The organism is Salarchaeum japonicum (genome assembly GCF_020614395.1).
Classification (GTDB): Archaea; Halobacteriota; Halobacteria; order Halobacteriales; family Halobacteriaceae; genus Salarchaeum; species Salarchaeum japonicum.
This window is the reverse complement of the sequence record NZ_CP085324.1, coordinates 881,318-898,073: the sequence shown is the minus strand read 5'-3', so window position 1 is coordinate 898,073 and position 16,756 is coordinate 881,318. Positions and strand designations below refer to the sequence as shown.

General features: G+C 68.8%; 16 protein-coding genes. 8 read left to right on the top strand and 8 right to left on the bottom strand.

Annotated features, from left to right (window positions below):
• The first annotated feature begins 37 nt into the window (after positions 1-37).
• The 3 genes from LI334_RS05145 to LI334_RS05135 all read left to right on the top strand — a co-directional run bounded on the left by LI334_RS05145 (position 38) and on the right by LI334_RS05135 (position 4,596).
• Entirely contained in the window at positions 38-520 is a 483-nt protein-coding gene (locus LI334_RS05145; RefSeq protein WP_227262103.1) for an Lrp/AsnC family transcriptional regulator, read from the top strand.
• A gap of 175 nt (positions 521-695) precedes the next feature.
• A complete protein-coding gene (locus LI334_RS05140; RefSeq protein ID WP_227262102.1) occupies positions 696-2,180 on the top strand; it encodes a proton-conducting transporter transmembrane domain-containing protein in 1,485 nt (494 codons plus the stop codon).
• Positions 2,170-4,596 carry a DUF2309 domain-containing protein gene (locus LI334_RS05135; protein WP_227262101.1) on the top strand — a complete coding sequence of 809 codons (2,427 nt, stop codon included), beginning with the start codon at positions 2,170-2,172 and terminating at the stop codon, positions 4,594-4,596. The genes LI334_RS05140 and LI334_RS05135 overlap by 11 nt, the downstream gene beginning before the upstream one ends.
• Positions 4,597-4,611: 15 nt before the next feature.
• Here LI334_RS05135 and LI334_RS05130 read toward each other — a convergent pair whose 3' ends face one another.
• The 3 genes from LI334_RS05130 to LI334_RS05120 form a co-directional block, all read right to left on the bottom strand.
• The gene (locus LI334_RS05130) at positions 4,612-5,880 is read right to left on the bottom strand and encodes an outer membrane protein assembly factor BamB family protein (RefSeq protein ID WP_227262100.1); all 1,269 of its coding nucleotides are present in this window, start codon (positions 5,878-5,880) and stop codon (positions 4,612-4,614) included.
• Between the two features lie 72 nt (positions 5,881-5,952).
• Positions 5,953-6,288, bottom strand: coding sequence for a chorismate mutase (locus LI334_RS05125; RefSeq protein ID WP_343749969.1), 336 nt, complete (start codon positions 6,286-6,288; stop codon positions 5,953-5,955).
• Positions 6,216-7,079 carry a shikimate kinase gene (locus LI334_RS05120; RefSeq protein ID WP_227262098.1) on the bottom strand — a complete coding sequence of 288 codons (864 nt, stop codon included), beginning with the start codon at positions 7,077-7,079 and terminating at the stop codon, positions 6,216-6,218. The genes LI334_RS05125 and LI334_RS05120 overlap by 73 nt, the downstream gene beginning before the upstream one ends.
• Before the next feature lie 92 nt (positions 7,080-7,171).
• Here LI334_RS05120 and LI334_RS05115 point away from each other — a divergent pair, with 92 nt between their 5' ends.
• Positions 7,172-7,591 (top strand): DUF5796 family protein, encoded by a 420-nt coding sequence (locus tag LI334_RS05115; protein ID WP_227262097.1) that lies wholly within the window; start codon positions 7,172-7,174, stop codon positions 7,589-7,591.
• On the opposite strand, the gene LI334_RS13060 is transcribed toward LI334_RS05115, so the two are convergent.
• Genes LI334_RS13060 through LI334_RS05100 form a run of 4 tightly spaced genes read right to left on the bottom strand, consistent with a single transcriptional unit; the run spans position 7,592 to position 10,555 of the window.
• Entirely contained in the window at positions 7,592-7,726 is a 135-nt protein-coding gene (locus LI334_RS13060) for a DUF7128 family protein (RefSeq protein WP_264476819.1), read from the bottom strand. It lies immediately after the preceding gene.
• Positions 7,727-7,758: 32 nt separating this feature from the next.
• The gene (locus LI334_RS05110; protein ID WP_227262096.1) at positions 7,759-8,415 is read right to left on the bottom strand and encodes an ATP-binding cassette domain-containing protein; all 657 of its coding nucleotides are present in this window, start codon (positions 8,413-8,415) and stop codon (positions 7,759-7,761) included.
• A gap of 1 nt (position 8,416) precedes the next feature.
• The gene (locus LI334_RS05105) at positions 8,417-9,484 is read right to left on the bottom strand and encodes an ABC transporter (protein WP_227262095.1); all 1,068 of its coding nucleotides are present in this window, start codon (positions 9,482-9,484) and stop codon (positions 8,417-8,419) included.
• Positions 9,485-10,555 carry a hypothetical protein gene (locus tag LI334_RS05100; protein ID WP_227262094.1) on the bottom strand — a complete coding sequence of 357 codons (1,071 nt, stop codon included), beginning with the start codon at positions 10,553-10,555 and terminating at the stop codon, positions 9,485-9,487.
• A 114-nt stretch (positions 10,556-10,669) separates the two neighbouring features.
• Here LI334_RS05100 and LI334_RS05095 point away from each other — a divergent pair, with 114 nt between their 5' ends.
• The 3 genes from LI334_RS05095 to LI334_RS05085 are packed head-to-tail and all read left to right on the top strand — an operon-like array spanning position 10,670 to position 13,049.
• Positions 10,670-11,350 carry an HAD family hydrolase gene (locus tag LI334_RS05095; protein WP_227262093.1) on the top strand — a complete coding sequence of 227 codons (681 nt, stop codon included), beginning with the start codon at positions 10,670-10,672 and terminating at the stop codon, positions 11,348-11,350.
• A gap of 41 nt (positions 11,351-11,391) precedes the next feature.
• Positions 11,392-12,486 carry a sensor histidine kinase gene (locus tag LI334_RS05090; RefSeq protein ID WP_227262092.1) on the top strand — a complete coding sequence of 365 codons (1,095 nt, stop codon included), beginning with the start codon at positions 11,392-11,394 and terminating at the stop codon, positions 12,484-12,486.
• Positions 12,483-13,049 (top strand): response regulator, encoded by a 567-nt coding sequence (locus tag LI334_RS05085; RefSeq protein WP_227262091.1) that lies wholly within the window; start codon positions 12,483-12,485, stop codon positions 13,047-13,049. The genes LI334_RS05090 and LI334_RS05085 overlap by 4 nt, the downstream gene beginning before the upstream one ends.
• Here LI334_RS05085 and LI334_RS05080 read toward each other — a convergent pair.
• Complete coding sequence (locus LI334_RS05080; RefSeq protein WP_227262090.1) at positions 13,046-15,877, bottom strand: DEAD/DEAH box helicase; 2,832 nt, start codon at positions 15,875-15,877, stop codon at positions 13,046-13,048. The genes LI334_RS05085 and LI334_RS05080 overlap by 4 nt on opposite strands.
• A 95-nt stretch (positions 15,878-15,972) precedes the next feature.
• Between LI334_RS05080 and LI334_RS05075 the strand changes: the two genes are divergently transcribed.
• A complete protein-coding gene (locus LI334_RS05075; RefSeq protein ID WP_227262089.1) occupies positions 15,973-16,740 on the top strand; it encodes a creatininase family protein in 768 nt (255 codons plus the stop codon).
• Positions 16,741-16,756 lie beyond the last annotated feature (16 nt).

Here is a 16,756-nt window from a genome sequence, read left to right as displayed (position 1 = left end):
GCGAAGCGCCTTATGCGCGCGGGGGTAAACGGAGCGCATGACCGAGTACGAGCTCGACGATATCGACCGAGAGATCATCTACGCGCTCCAGGAGGACGCTCGCAACCTCTCGTCCGCCGAAATCGCCGACCGTACTGACGCGTCGTCGAGCACGGTGCGAAAGCGCATCCAGCGCCTCGAATCCGAGGGCGTCATCAAGGGGTACAGCGCGAACGTGGACTACCAGAAGTCGGGGTATCCGCTCCGGATGCTCCTGTTCTGCACGGCCCCGATTCCGAAGCGCGGCGAGCGCATCCAGGACATTCTCGACATTCCGGGCGTCGTGTCGGTGCAGGAGTTGGTCACGGGCGAGGAGAACCTGCTCGTGACGGTCGTCGGGGAGACCGACGAGGACATCACGACGGTCGCGAACGCCCTCCTCGACATGGAGTTGACCGTCTCGGACGAGGTGCTCGTGCGGAGTCACGAGACGACGCCGTTCGACGACCTCACCCGGGAGCGCGCGGCGAGCGACGAGTAACCCCACTCCTTCATTATCGAACATCCTGTTATCGCCCCAATCCCAAGGGAACAATTTGGTCGTACCAAAGCCTATAATAACCAGTCTGTTCGTATAGTTGGGTAAGGCGGGCCAGTTCGCTCACGACTCACCTGGAATTGCGGGGGTGTCGGCCCGTGCGGCGGGAACTCGAACGATGACCGGACACTCACGCGCGAACGACTCGGTACAGCTCCCGGAGACGACGCCGTCCGCTTCGGGGGTGGCGCGAGCGACGACCGCCGCCGTCTGGACGCTGTTCGCGCTCAGCCTGGCGACGGCCGCCATCTCGGTCGCGAACGGTGCCGCGTGGCGGGTTCCGGGAGTCGTCGCCGTGGACGGCCTGACCGCGGTTGTCTGGGTCGCCGTCGCGTTCTTCAGCGGCATCGTTCACTCCTACTCCCGGCGGTACATGGCCGGGGACGCCGCCATCGACCGGCTCTTCGCGCTGACGTTCGGCTTCACGCTCGCGGTGATGGTCGTCGCCGCCGCCGACCACGTCGCGCTGTTCGCCGCCGCGTGGGTCGCGATGGGACTGACGATGGCCGAACTCATCGGGCACGCCCGCGGCTGGGAGCAGGCGCAGGCCGCCGAGACGCTCACGCGGCGGTACTTCCTCGCGAGCGGCGGCGCGCTCGCCGGCGCGCTCGCGCTCCTCGCGTGGGCGACCGGAACGACCACGATTTCGGGGATTCTCGCACACGCCGGCACGCTCTCGCCCGAAGTCGCCTGGCTCGCCATCCTGGGCCTCTTCCTCGCGGCGATGATTCAGTCCGCGCTGTTCCCCTTCCACGACTGGCTGCTGTCCTCGATGACCGCGCCGACGCCCGCGTCCGCGCTGATGCACGCCGGGTTCGTCAACGCCGGCGGCATCCTCCTCGCGCGCTTCGCGCCCGTGTTCGCCGACATCCCGACCGCGATGGCGGTGCTCGTCGTCGTCGGGGCCGCGAGCGCCCTCGTCGGACAGGCGCTCCTGCTCGTCCGCCCGGACGTGAAGCGCCGGCTCGGCGGCTCCACCGTCGCCCAGATGGGCTTTATGATACTTCAGTGCGGCCTCGGGTTCTTCGCCGCCGCCATCACCCACCTCATCCTCCACGGCTTCTACAAGGCCTACCTGTTCCTCTCCTCCGGGAGCGCGGTCGAACAGACCGCGCCCGTCGAGCACTCCCGGAGCGGCGCGTCGCTCCCGTCGCTCGTCGTCGGCCTCGGGGCCGCGGTGGTCGGCGGCGCGGTGTTCGTCGCGCTCACCGGGAAGGGGACGGAACCGGACTCCGGGCTCGTCCTCGCCGGCCTCGTCGCCCTGACGGCGCTCCACGCGGCCCGCGACGCGCTCGAACGCGCGAACCTCTCCCCGGGCGCGGCGCTCGTCGTCCTCCCTGTCATCGTCGTCGTCCCCGTCGCCGTCTACGGCGTGCTGTTCACCGCCGTCGCGACCGTACTCGCGGGCGTGCCGATGACGCACGCGCCCACCGACCTCTCGGCCGTGCACGGCATCGTCGCCGCCGCCTTCCTCGCCGCGTACCTCGCGGTCGAACGCGGCTGGCACGAATCGAGCACGCGGCTCTACGTCGCCCTCCTGAACCTCTCACAGCCGGCCCCCGAAACCGAACTCACCACCGCGGAGAACTACAATGACGCGTGAATCCCACTACCTCGCGAGCAGTATCGAGCGCGCGGCGGAGAACGTCGGTGCGGTCTGGCCGCTCCACTCGTTCGTCACCGCGAACCCCCTCTCCGGGTTCGAAGACCGGCCGTTCCACGAGGCCGTCGCGGAGGCCGAACAGTTGTTCGGCGGCCGCGGCTACCCCGCGCCCGAGATATTCCGGCGGGCCTGGGAGGCCGACCGAATCGACCCCGGCGTGCTGGCGAGCGTGCTCGACGACCACGGTATCACTCGGGAGCCGGACGCCCTGCTCGACGAGATGGCAGCGGACGCGGACGGTACCGCGGACGCCGGCGCGCGCTCCGAGACGGACGCCGCGGACGCGGTCGACCGCGTGCTGTCGAAGTGGCTGACCGCCTTCCTCGACCAGGGGCAGGCGAAGTGGTCGATGCCGAACCGGGACGCCGGGTTCTACGCGGCGTGGCGCGAGATGGCTCCCCACGACTCCGAGATACCGGACTGCGACCGGCCGTCCGACCTCCCGGAGACCCCCGTAGACGCGCTTGAGAGCGTGCTCTCCGCGTATCCGCAGGGAGAGTGGGAGACGATATTCGAACACCAGCTCGCCGCGCTCCCCGGCTGGACGGGCTTCATCAAGCAACGCGCGGGCGACGACGCAGACCCCTGGCAGGCCACCCACCCAATCTCGCTGACCGAGTACCTCGCGGTGCGCCTCCTGCTCGCGGAACGCCTCGACGCCCCGCTCCGCCCCGACGACACCGAAGACACCGGCGCGGATGCGGGGGTTCCGCTCCCCGAACTCTGGCTGACCGCGTGGGAGGAAAGCCACCGCGAGCGCCTCCTCAGCGCGGTGTCCGACCCCGACGAATCCGCGGACGGCGAATCCGGCGAGCGCGGGCGGCCGGACGCGCAGTTCGTGTTCTGCATCGACACGCGCTCCGAAATCATCCGGCGGCACGTCGAAGCCGTGGGCGCGTACGACACCTACGGCTACGCGGGGTTCTTCGGGATTCCGATGCGCTACCAGGGGTACGACGCGGACGCCGCCGGGGACGCGTGTCCGCCCATTGTGGACGCCCAGCACCGCATCACCGACCGGCCCGTCCCGGACGCCGGGGCGGCGCGGGAGCGCCACGACCACCGGCGGGGCCTCCTCGACGCGGGCCAAAGCGTGCTCAAGAGCCTGAAGTCGAACGCGGCGACCGCGTTCAGTTTCGTGGAGAGCGCCGGCCCGTGGTACGGCGCGGCGCTCGCCGCGCGCACGCTCCTCCCCGGCAGAGTGTACGACGCGCTCCACGACACCGACTACGCGCCCGACGAGCGCGAGTTCTGCGAGCCATCCATCGACTACAACCCGGACGGGGTGTACGCGCTCCGCGAGGGCCTGTCGTTCGAGGAGCAGGTCGAGTACGCCCAGAACGCGTTCGAGTTGATGGGCTGGGAGGAGTTCGCTCGCCTCGTCGTGTTCACGGGCCACGCGAGCCAGACGACGAACAACCCGTTCGATTCGAGCCTCGACTGCGGCGCGTGCGCCGGAAACCCCGGCGGCCCGAACGCCCGCGTCCTCGCCGTCATCTGCAACGACACCGACGTCAGGGCGGAACTCCGCGAGCGCGGGTTCGACATCCCGACGGACACCGTCTTCGTCGCCGCCGAACACGACACCACCACCGACGACATCACGCTCTTCGACGAGCGCGTGCCCGAGACGCACGCAGACGACCTCGAACGGGTGCGGAGCGACCTCGCGGACGCCCGGGAGCGCGCGGCCGCGGAGCGGGCGGACGCGATGGCCGGCGACGCCGCGGACGGCGTTCGGGAGACCGAGCGCCGGGCCGCCGACTGGGCGGAGACCCGGCCCGAGTGGGGGCTGGCCGGGAACGCCTCGTTCGTCGTCGGGCCGCGCGAGCTAACCGCGGACGCCGACCTCGACGGCCGCACGTTCCTCCACTCCTACGACTGGCGCGCGGACGCGGACGGCGACGCCCTCGAAGCCATCCTCACCGGCCCGCTCGTCGTCACGCAGTGGATTAACAACCAGTACTACTTCGCCACCGTGGACAACGCGGTGTACGGGAGCGGGTCGAAGGTGACCCAGAACCCCGTCGGGAACGTCGGCGTGTTCCAGGGGAACGGCGGCGACCTCATGACCGGCCTCCCCCTCCAGTCGCTGTACGCCGACGCCGACACCCCCTACCACCAGCCGCTCCGCCTCACCGCCGTCGTTCACGCGCCCGTCGGCCGCGTCACCGACCTCCTCCGCGACCACGACGAACTCACCCGGCTCCTCGACAACGGCTGGATACACCTCACCGTCCTCGACCCAGAACAGGAGAACGCGCCGCTCCACTACCAGGGCGACCTCGAATGGGACGCAGAAGACGAACCCGTGGCCGACCCGCCCCGGCAGACGGTGTCCGCCGACGCGGACTAGAACGCGAGAGCGAACTCACTCACGTGAGTCGGCGGGCGAGCGCTCGCGGCGCAGCCAGAGATAGGCTCCCGCGACCAACCCGCTACTCGTGAGGAGTCCGGGAAGCAGCCACTTCTCGAGAGACGTGGTTTCCTCGGTCTGTCTTGGCTCTAGTGCGGCGACGTTCCCTTCGGTATCACCGACGTAAATCGAGTTATTCGCTATCGCGGGCGGTGTTCGGACGCGGAAACCGATGTCCGTCGTCGAGAACGCCGTGCCGTCGATCGCGTCCAGCGAGTAGAGGCGTCCGTCTTCACTGCCAACGTAGACGCTGTCGGCCGAGACGGTGGGGCCGGCTGAGACGTACATTCCAGTCCGGTACGACCACTGTTCGGAGCCGTCGGTTCGGGAGAGCGCGTACACGTGATGGTCGTAGCTTCCGACGAACACCGTGTCGTCGGTCACTGCCGGCGAGCCCGTGACCCAGTGGCCGGTCTTGGACGACCACTGTGGCTCCCCGCTCTCGGCGTCGAGGGCGTAGACGGTTCCCGCTATCGTCCCGAAGTAGACCGTTCCGTCGGCGACTGCGGGTGCGGATTCGACGCGGCCATCCGCCTCGAATGACCAGTCGATAGTCCCGTCATTCGTCGAAAACGCGTACAGCCTGTCGTCGCGCGCACCGACGTATCCCGTTCCATCGCTGAGTGCCGGCGTCGTTTCGGTAGTGGGTATCGCCGGTTGCGTCCAGCGGACGCCGCCGTCAGCCGGGTCAATGGCGTACACACCACTGTTCGCGAGCGTGAGGTACAGCGAGTGTCCGTCCGTTTTGATTCCGGACGTATTGGCGGTTCCCTTCTCCCACGGTTGGACGCGCCACTCCTGGGAGCCGGTTTCCGCGTCGAACGCATAGACGGAGCCGTCCGTCGCGCTCGCGAACACGGTTCCATCCGCGACGAGCGGTGCCGCCATCAGCCCGCCACTGGTAGCGGCCGTCCATTCTACCGTTCCATCGGCCGTATCGAGCGCGTACAGCGTGTTCGCCCGCGTCGCGACGAACACCAGCGAATCCCCGGTGACGAGCGGTGCGTCGATTCGGCCATCGACCGCTGCAGTCCAGCGCGTCGAGAGAGCGGTCGGAGCAGTAGCTGCCGGTTTGTGGCTCGAATTACCCGAATCATATCCGAACTCGGACCAATCAGAGGCAGGATCACCGGTACGTGCACGCGTTGGAGACGCGCTGACCGCCGGGAGAGAAAGCGTACCGACCGACTTGAGCAGTGTTCTCCTGGAGGGACGTTCAGGCACACATAGAACCCTACTCTACAAATATATGATGCTTTCTCCCTTCATACGAATCCAGTACCCGAGTGTCGGAGGCTACCGTTTCTCGCGCTGTTCTATCTTGTTCAGTTCGATGAGCAACCGGAAGATGGCTTTCACCATGTTCTCGTCCACGTCGTAGGTGTCGGCGTAGCGGCCGGCGCGTTCCATGACGGCGTCTTCCTGTTCCTCGTCGGTGGTGGCGAGGCCCTGTTCTTCCTTGACTTGGGCGACGCTGTCCGCGACGTAGGTGCGGCGCGCGATGAGTTCGACGAGGTCGTGGTCGATGTCCTCGATCTCCTCGCGGAGTTCGTCGAGGGTCATGTCGTCAGCACGCGGCCGCCGGTCGTTCGTGTCGTCGTCAGTAGCGTCGTTCCGGGTCTCTCGTTCCATAGTTCTCGTACCTCTTTGAGGGCGTCCTCGGGGCCGACGGCGACGTGGCTCGGGCCGGTGCCGGAGAGGCTGACGCCGTCGGCGAGCGGGAGGGCGTCCACGGCGGGGGCGGTCGGTTGGTCGAGCGCGGCGCAAAAGGCGAAGCCGTTGACGGTCATCGCGAGTTCGTAGCGCCCGGCGAGCGCGAGTTCCGCCACGAGTTCTGCGACCGGCGCGATGCGCGCGCACCGGTCGGCGTCGGCGTCCGCGCTGTACGCGCGCTCCGGCGGCGTCCAGACGAGCACGTCCCAGTCCACGTCGTCGCGCGCGAGCAGCGCGTCCTCGGTGTTGTCGGTGACGGTGAGGCCGCCGAGCATGCTCGCGCTCGCGTCGTCGAACGCGCCCGTCACCGTCACGCCAGTCTCGCGGGCCGCCCGCACGCCGAGCAGCGCGGCGTCCTCCAGCGTCACGTCGTCCGCGACGCCGAGCGCGGAGAGCGTCGCGAGCACGGTGGCGTTCGCGGCGGCGCTCGAACTCTTCAACCCCGACGCCATCGGAATCTCGCTCTCGGTCTCCACAGTCCCGCCGAGCGCGGGGTCGCCGTACTCCTCGCACGCGAGTTCGACGCAACGCTCGATGAGCGCGGTGTCGGCGTCCGCGTCCTCCGCGACCGTCCCCGTCACGGACTCCGCGTCGGGGTCGAGCGAGACCTCGGCGGTGACGGTGAGGTCGATGGCGAACGCGGAGCCGCGGCCGGTGGCGAGCGCGTTGAGTACGGTGCCCGCGGCGGGCGCTTCGGCGCGGCCGTCCATACGGGAGAGTGGGCGAGTCGAGGCTTCAAGGTGGCGGTGGCGTCAAACCCTCGACCCGCGGGCCTTTTCCCGGCGTGGCGTCGAGAACGGGTATGAGCGGACGTAGCGACGTGGCTCCGGACACGCTGGACGTGGAACTCGCGGCGGACGGCGTCGCCGTGGAGTACGCGGACGGCCGCCGCACGTTCTACCACGGCGTCCCGGAGAAAGTCGAAGGAACGCTGCGCGCACAGCCCGGACGGGACGTGCACGTGCTCGTCACCGACCCGGACGGGACGGAGGGCGCGCTGACGTACGTGAACGACCGGATGACGAGCGACGAAATCCTGGAGGAGACCGGTGTTGGGCGCGTCCTCCTCGACGCCGACGGGGAGAAGACGGTGTTCCCGGGGGTGACGGTGCGCCGGGACGGGTACGCCATCGAGGTCGAGGCCGACCCCGAGGCGGCGGGCGGGCGAGTGTTCGTCTTTGAGGAGGACGAACTGAGCGAGTACAGCTACGAGTTCGCCTGATTACTGGAGGTAGGAGGGGTCTTCGGCATCGCAGTTCTCCTCGTGTTGTGCGGCGTCGTCCGGGTCGTCGAACATCAGCCCGCACTTCTCGCAGGCGTACCACGTCATGTCGTCGCGCGTCGTCTCTTCGACCATACTCGTGGTTCCGCTCGCTATCCCCAAAACCGTTACCCCCACCCGTGTTCTCGCAGGGCGCGCTCGTACGCCGTCTCGGGGTCGCTCCAGTCGTCGCGTTCGAGGTCGGCGACGACGCGCCCGAGCGACATGACGGTGAGGCGGTCGGCGAGGCCGTCGAACCGGTCGAGGTTGTGCGTGGACGCGAGCACGTACCGGTCGTCGGTCGCGTACGCCTCGATGGTGTCCACGATGGCGTCCCGGGTGGCGGGGTCGAGGTCGGCGAGCGGTTCGTCGAGGACGAGTACGTCCGGGCGGTCGAGGAGGGCGAGCGCGAGGTCGAGGCGCTTGCGGTAGCCGTCCGAGAGCGCGCTCGCCGGGCGGTCGCGCATCGGCGCGAGGCCGAGGCGGTCTTCGAGGGTCGCGCGCCACTCCCGGGGTTCGTCCGCGAACCCGGCGAAGACGGCGAGGTTGTCGGCGACGGTGAGGTCGTGGTAGACGCTCGGCGTCTGGAACGCGTAGTTCACGCGCCCGGTTCGCTCCACCGCGCCGGACGTGGGCCGCGTGAGGCCGGCGAGACACCGCAACAGGGTGGTCTTCCCGCTGCCGTTCGGGCCGGCGACGCAGTGGACGCCGGGCGCGAAGTCGAGCGTCACGTCGTCCACGGCGACCACGTCCCCGTAGCGTTTGGTGAGGGTTTCGACGCGCATCTCAGGCACCTCGTTCGTAGTACCGCACGCTCCCCGCGAACAGGACGCAACAGGCGGCGAGCGTCCCGAGCAGGAGAAGGACGGTGTCCGCGTACGCGGCGAGTTCCTGGCCGCGGAGCGTGAACCCGCGCGCGGCGACCATCGCGTGATAGGTCGGGAGCGACGTGACGAAGTCGCGGCGCGCGACGGAGAAGAACCCGCGGGGGTAGGCGAGCCCGGAGAACGCGAGGCAGAACAGGAGGACGGCGAGGTTCGCGAGGCGTCCCCACGCGGAGAACCGCAGGGCGACGGTGACGGCGGCGGCGAGCGTGCCCGCGGCGAGGAAACAGAGGACGTACACGGCGAGGACGCTCGGTCGGAGAAACCCGACAGGGGTGCCGAGGACGCGGCTCGCGAGGTCGAACACCGCGACGGGCGCGACGAGCAGGACGGTGAACGCCGCGAGTTTCGTCGCGACCACGCGGTGGAGCGAGGATTCGAGGCGGAGGCGGTCGATGGCGGCCTCCTCCGACGCGAGGTTGTACGGGAGGTAGGCGAACGCGACGAGCAACACGAGCACGAACAGGAACGTCGGCAGGAGGTACGCGGAGAGCGAGCGCTCGCGGCCGACGACCGTGTACGCGGTCGAAACGGGGCGGTCGGTGAGCGAGGCGACGCCGCGTTCCGCGACGTTCGCCAGAACCTGCGCGGGCTCCAGGTAGGGGACGACGCTCCCGGAGACGAACAGTTCGACCGTCGCGCGCCCCGACCCCGTCGTGAGGTTCGCGGGCGCGGTGACGACCGCGTACACGCGCTCGTGGGCGAGCGCCCGCATCGCCGCCGTCCGCGACTCGTAGATGGCGGGGTCGCTGAACAGCGCCACCGCACCCCGGACGACGGAGAGGTCGTCGTGGGTGACGCCCGGGCCGGCGGGCGCGACGGCGACCGGCACCGAGGTCGGGAGGACGTGCTCGAACGCGAGCGTGCCGTACACGAACAGACCCGGAACGAGAACGAACAGGACGAACAACGGGAGTTTCTTCCGCCAGCCCCAGCGGAGTTCCTTCGCGAGGAGCGGCGGGACGCCCATCTACGCGGTCGCGGTCGTCGTAGACTGCGTTTCCGACTCGTTGTACGCGCTCGCTATCGCGTCCTCGATGTCGGACGCGGCGTTCTCGTAGGAGAGCGTGACCGTCGTCCCCTCGCTCGTCACCTCGATCTTGTCGATGGTTTCGGCGGCGGCCTCCTCGGACGCGAGTTCGTACGCGGCTATCCCGCCCTGCATCACCTGCATGATGTTCGTCGCGGCGCTGCTCGTGTTCGTCACGACGTTCGTCACGCTCCCGACGTCGGTGTCCTCGACGTAGAACGCGCCCGACACGACCTGGACGGAGTTCAGGCTCTCGGTGGCGAACCGGGTCTCGGAGGCGTACGGGCCGGCGTCGAGTTCCTGCTGGGGGACGGTCATCGCGAACTTCACGTAGCCCGCGCGGGTGTCCGCGAACGTCTCTCGGAGGTCGCCGCTCACCGCGGGCGCGTCCCCGGCGCGCACGTCCACGACGGCTTTCGCGGCGGATTCGGTGCCGGTGACGAACGTCCCGTCACCGAGCCAGCCGACCACGCTCCCGCTCGCGAACTCGGAGTCGGGAACCCAGAGCGTCGCGTTCCCGTACGTCTCCGTCGAGAACTCCATGCCCGTCTGGTTCGTCACCGCGGCCTTCAGTTCGGCCTTCGAGAGCGAGGACGTGACGAGCGCGCCGTTGAACGACCCGGACTCGCCGTCCGCCTGCTCGCTCGCGTTCGAGAACACCGTCATCGTCCCGAACTGACTCGCGGACACCCCGCTCGCGGACTCGGTGTCGTTGATGGCCTCGGCGACGGACGTGGGCCCGGAGTAGTAGGGCGACGACTCGTTCAGCTCGGCGTAGTACGTGTTCAGCACGCCGCGGAGCGTGTCGTCCGCGAGCATCGACTCGGCGTCCACGAACGCGAGCGAATCGACGTTCGCGGGCACGCTATCCAGTTTCGCGGCCTCGCTCGCACTCCCGCCGTCGTCGGCGAGGAGTCCGGCGCAGCCGGCGGTCGAAACGAGCATCGCGACGGCGAGCACGGCGAGAACCGACCGCGCGCTCGCGCCACCGCGGAGGGAGGGCACTCTCATGGACGCGAGTTCTGTCGGGATTCGTATAACGGTTTTCCAACACGCTCGCCGACACCCCGAGTCGCCGGCCCGAACCGCCGCACGTGTTTTCCCCAGGCCGCCCCTACCGCGGGTATGGCCGCGGTCATCTTCGACATGGACGGCGTCATCGTGGACACGGAACGCTACTGGAAGGACGTCATCGAGCGAGTCATCGACGAACTCGTCGTGGACGGGGACGACCTCGAACCCACCGACCTCATCGGCATCAACGTCCACGACCAGTACGACCGCCTCCGCGACGCGGGCTACGACCTCACCGTGGACTCCGCGGACGAGTACTTCGAGTTCTACGACGACCACGCGGACGCCGTCTACACCGAACACGCCGACCTGATGCCGGGCTTTCACGACCTCCTCGACGCCCTCGACGAGTACGGCGTGCCGCTCGCCGTCTGCACGTCCTCGTACCCGCGCTGGGTGGAGATGGCGTTCGACCGCTTCGACCTCAACGGCCGCTTCGACGTGGTGGTGTCCGCCGCCGACCTCGACATCCCGGGGAAGCCCGACCCCGACATCTACGAGGTGACGATGTCCCGCCTCGGCGTCACCGCGGAGGAGACCGTGGTGGTGGAGGACTCCGAGAACGGCATCCGGGCGGCCGACCGCGCGGGCGCGTACGTCGTCGCGTACGAGGCCGACGAGGCCGGGGAGATGGACACGTCCGCCGCGGACGAGGTCGCCGCGTCCGCGAGCGACCTCCGCGAACGCCTGCTCGCCGCGCTGGACAACATCGACCGCGGGCCGTCACGTTGATAGGGCCGAGTCGAGTGTCTGTACGCAACAGACGCCCGCTCATGGACACATCAGACCACTCAGTCGAGGACGGTGAGTCCGCGGTGAACGCGGGAGCGGACACCGACTACGACCACATGATTCACGGGGAGGACTTCTTCGAGACGCTCGTCGAGAACGGGTCGGACGCCATCATCACCATCGACGAGTCCTCGACGATTCTGTACGCGAACGAGAGCGTCGAGCGAGTGTTCGGCTACGAGCCAGGCGAACTCATCGGGAGCGACCTGACGAAGGTGATGCCCGACCGCCTCCAGCAAGCCCACTACAACGCGCTCAGCGACTACGTGGAGTCCGGAGAGCGGACGATGAACTGGAACGACATCGAGATTCCCGGCCAGCACAAAGAGGGCCACGAGGTTCACCTCTCGGTGACGTTCGAGGAACACCCCTACGAGAACCGCCGGGTGTTCTCCGGCATCATCCGCGACATCTCCGAGCGCATCGAGCGCGAACGCCAGCTCGAACGGAAGAACGAGCAGCTGGAGAAGTTCGCGAGCATCGTCAGCCACGACCTCCGCGACCCCCTGAACGCCGCGCAGGCGCGGTTGTCGCTCGCGAAAGCGCACGCGGAGGGCGGCGAGGAGTACATCCGGGAGGTCGAGGAGATACACGACCGGATGGGCCGGCTCATCGACGACGTGCTCACGCTCACGAAGGAGGGGCGGGCGGTCGGCGAAACCGAACACATCGCGCTCGAACCGATAGCGCGGGACGCCTGGCAGACCGCGGGAACCGAGACCGCGTCGCTCGAAATCGACGACCCGAACCACGTGGAGGCCGACCCCGAACGCATGCGCACCGTGTTCGAGAACCTGTTCGGGAACGCCGTCCGGTACGCCGGCGAGGACGCGCACGTCCGCGTCGGCCAGCTCGACGAGGGGAACGGCTTTTTCGTCTCGGACGACGGCCCCGGGATTCCGGCGGAGAAACGCGAGGACGTCTTCGAGTACGGGTACACGGACTCCGAGAACGGCACCGGGTTCGGGCTGAACATCGTGAAATCCATCGCTGACGCGCACGGCTGGAACGTGGAGATAACCGAGAGCGAAGCGGACGGCGCTCGCTTCGAATTCCGTTCGCCGGCGATAGAATGACGGACGACGACGGCAACCCGGTGGTGCTCGCGGTGGACGACGAGGAGCGCGTCACCGAGGCGTACTCGCTCTGGCTCCCCGACGAGTACACCGTGCTCACCGCGGTCGACGGCCGTGAGGCGCTGTCGATGATGGATTCGTCCGTGGACGTGGTGTTGCTCGACCGCGAGATGCCGAACATGCGCGGCGACGAGGCGCTCGACCGCATCCGCGAGGAGGGCTACGACTGCCGGGTGGCGATGGTGACGGGCGTCGAACCCGACGTGGACATCATCGAGATGGGGTTTGACACCTACCTCACGAAGCCCGTGACGGGCGAAGACCTCCGGGAGGTCGTGGAGGACTTGCTGTCGCGGGCGACGTTCGACTCGCGCTCCCAGCGCTTTTTCGCGCTCGTGGCGAAGCAGTCCACGCTCGAAACCGAACGCTCCCACGGCGAACTCGAAGAGAGCGAGGAGTACCAGGAGCTCACGCGGGAGGTCGAGCGGCTCCGGGAGGAACTGGACGAGACGTTCGCGGCGATGGACGAGGAGGGCGTGCAGGCGAGCTACCGCGACATCTAGTCCCAGAACGCCTTCGTCCGGGCGTACTCGCGTTCCCGTTCGAGGATGTCCCGGTAGAAGTCGGCCTCGTTCTCCCGGTGGTTGTTGATGATGCGCGCGGCCGTTTGCGGCCCCACGCCCCGCGCGACGAGCGCCTTCACCGCCTTCGTCCCGTGGCCCTGCACGAGGCTCGCGTTCCGGTACACGCGCTCGGTTCGTTTTTCCTGCTCGTCGTCCTTCTCCTCGGCCCGCACCGCCGTCACGGCGTCGTCCGCCCACGGGCTCAGCGCGGCTATCATCGTCGACCCGCAGCGCGGACACTCCGGCTGGTCTTGCACCCGGGAGACCTTCGTCTCGTGCTCCCAGTCCTGGCAGTGCACGCAGAACAGCCGCACGCGGTCGTCCTCGATGCGGTCTTTGACCGTGTTGATGACGCTCGCGTCCGCGTTCTCGGGCGTGAGGAGCTCCTGGCCGGACGACCGGCCGCCGACGCCGATGGCGGTGCGGCGGCCGTGCACGACGAGGTCGAGGTCGCCGGACTGAATCCGGGCGAGCACGTCCCGCGCGCGCTCCACGTCGAGGTCGGTGTGGAAGACCTCCCGCATCGCCTCGTCGTACACGGGCGTGTCCTCCAGAGCGGCCATCACGCGGTTCAGGCCGACGCCGTCCCGGCCCTTCCAGCGCTTGAGCGCGCCGAACTTCGCCGCGACGTGACTCAGCGTGAATTTGAGCGCGTCCGACTTCTTCAGCGAGAGTTCGAGCAGCGGACGGATGTGGTCGGGGTCGGTGTCCTCCAGCACGTCGAGCACGTCGCTCGCGCGGATTCCCTGCGGAACCTCCAGGGAGATTCGGTACGGCCCCACGTCGAGTCCGACCGAGGAGCCGGTTCGCTGGCCGAGCAGGGCGGAGAGCAGTCGTCCGAGCGTCTCGTTCGCGCGGTGGCCGAACGCGGCGTTCACCACGATGTCGCGGCCCTGTGACTCCACGACGACGCGGTCGTCGGTCGGGACGGGCGCGTCCGCCTCGACCGTTCGTTCCACGGGGTCGAGCGCCCGCTCGGCCGTGTAGGCGTCCGTCGGGTACGGGGCGGTGAGGTCGCGCGCCACCGACTCGACGCCAGCGCCCGATTCGAACTGCGGGCCGACGACGTCCCGAATCTCCCCGACCTCCTGCGCCACGTCGTACGGCACCGGAATCTCCGACCCCGTCCACGACGGCACTTCGCCCGAGGGGTCTTCGATGGGGCTGACCTCGACCCGGCCCTCCTCCTCGTCCACCTCCGCGATGCGCCACATCTCGCCGCGCTGGATGAACGACGCGCCCGGTTCCGCGAAGTTCACGACGAACCGCTCGTCGAGCGTCCCGACCTGTCGCCCCGAGGCCACGTCGTACACCTCGTACGTCTCCTCGTCGGGTATCATCGAGAGGTTCGCGTAGTAGTACTGCCACGTCCCCCCGGACTTCTCGATGGTGTCCGACTCCTCGTCCAGCCACAGCACGCGGTTCCGGCTGAGTTCCTCCACGACCGCCTTGAACGTCTCCTCGTCGAGGTGGCGGAACGGGTACGCTCGGGTCACGATCTGGTACGCGCGATACGCCTTGAGTTCGCCGAAGTCCATCAGCAGGCCCACGATTTGGTTCGCGACGGTGTCGAGGCTCCCGTGGTGAATCGGCGTCTCCTCCACGTCACCCTCGGCGGCCCGGCGGGCGATGGCGAGCGCCTCCAGGGTGTCGTCGGGATGGCCGGTGACGATGGTGCCGTGGGAGACTTCGTCGCGGCGGTGGCCGGCGCGCCCGACGCGCTGGAGGAGGCGCGCGACCTCCCGCGGACTCGAATACTGGACGACGTGGTCGATGCGGCCCACGTCGATGCCGAGTTCCATCGAACTCGTACACAGCAGTCCGTCCAACTCCCCGGCCTTGAACTGGTCTTCGACCTCGATGCGGGCCTCCTTCGAGAGGCTTCCGTGGTGGACGCCGATGTTCGCGTCGAGTTCCTTGAACCGCGACCCCAGCGCCTCCGCCGTCTGTCGCGTGTTCACGAACACCAGCGTCGAGTCGTGGTCGTCCACGATTTCTCGTATCGCGCGGACGTGGCTCGCGACCTCGGGACTCGTCAAGAGTTCGTTCGACAGCCGCTCGTCCGACTCCCGCACCCGCGGTTCGCGCACCGTGAACTCCACCTGCGAGGTCACGTCCACCTCCACGATGTCGCACTCCCGGCCGCCCGTGAGGAAGTTCGCGACCTCCCGCGGGTCGCCCACCGTCGCGGACAGGCCGATGCGCTGGAAGTCGCCCGCGAGTTCGCGCAGGCGTTCGAGGCCGATGGTGAGCTGCGCGCCGCGCTTCGCGCCCGCGAGTTCGTGCACCTCGTCCACGACGACGTGGTGCACGTCCGAGAGCGCGCGCCGCAACTTCTCGCCCGTCAACATCGCCTGCAAGGTCTCCGGCGTCGTCACCAGCACGTCCGGCGGGTCGTCCGCCTGCTGGGTGCGCCGGTACTGCGTCGTATCCCCGTGGCGAACGTCCACCTCGATGTCCAGTTCCTCGCCCCACCAGTCGAGGCGCTCGCGCATGTCGCGGTTCAACGCCCGCAGGGGCGTGACGTACAGCGCGCTGATGCCGAACCGGTGGTCGGCCTCCGCGATGGCCGACAGCACGGGAAGCATCGCCGTCTCCGTCTTCCCCGTCCCCGTCGGCGCGATGACGAGGCCGTCGTGGCCCGCGACCAGCGGCGGAATCGCGCGCTGCTGTGGCTCCGTCGGCGTGCTGAACCCGCGCTCGGAGAGCGCGTCCCGCACCGGCCGCGAGAGCCGGCTGAACGCATCGACGACGCCCGCGTCGCTCATACGCGTACCAGGGCCGGCGGCCGGATAAGCACACCGTGAACGTGCTACCGTGCCGCATCCGCGGGCTACTTGGGGCGGGCGGACGACCCCCGAGTATGTACCTCGCAGACGAAGCCTGGCCCGACCTCGCGGGCGAACTCGACGGCACCGTCGCGCTCGTCCCGCTCGGCTCCACCGAACAACACGGCCCCCACCTCCCCGAAGGCACCGACCACCTCATCGCGGAGGCGTTCGCGCGACGGGCCGCCGACCGAACCGGCTTCCTCTGCACGCCCACCGTCAACATCGGCGTCAGCCCCCACCACCGCCAGTTCCCGGGAACGATGTGGGTGGACGCGCCCGCGTTCCGCCAGTACGTCGCGTCCTTCACGCGAAACCTCGCCTACCACGGCGTCCGGAAAGTCGTGTTCGTGAACGCGCACGGCGGGAACGTCCAACACCTCCGCGAGGTCGGCCGCCGCGTCCGCGACACCGAGGACGCCTACGCCGTCGAGTGGATGTGGGACAACTCCATCCCCGACCTCGTGGACGACGCGTTCGAACACAACGGCCCGCACGGCGGCCCGAAGGAGACCGCGCTCATCCAGTACCTCCACGAGGAACTCGTGCACGACGACCGCCTCCAGGACGCCCACGAGGGCGGCGTCGAATCGCTCGCCGACCTCGACACCGTCCGGAACGGCGCGCGCACGTTCTACGACGCCGTCGAGAACAGCGAGAACGGCGTGTTCGGCGACCAGACCGACGCCACCCCCGAGAAGGGCGAAGAACTGTTCGACGCCGCGCTCGACGAACTCTGCCAGCTCGCCACCTGGCTCGACGACCAGCCGTTCGAGGCGCTCCTCCCGCCGGAGAGAGTCTAAGTAGGAAGCCGCGGCC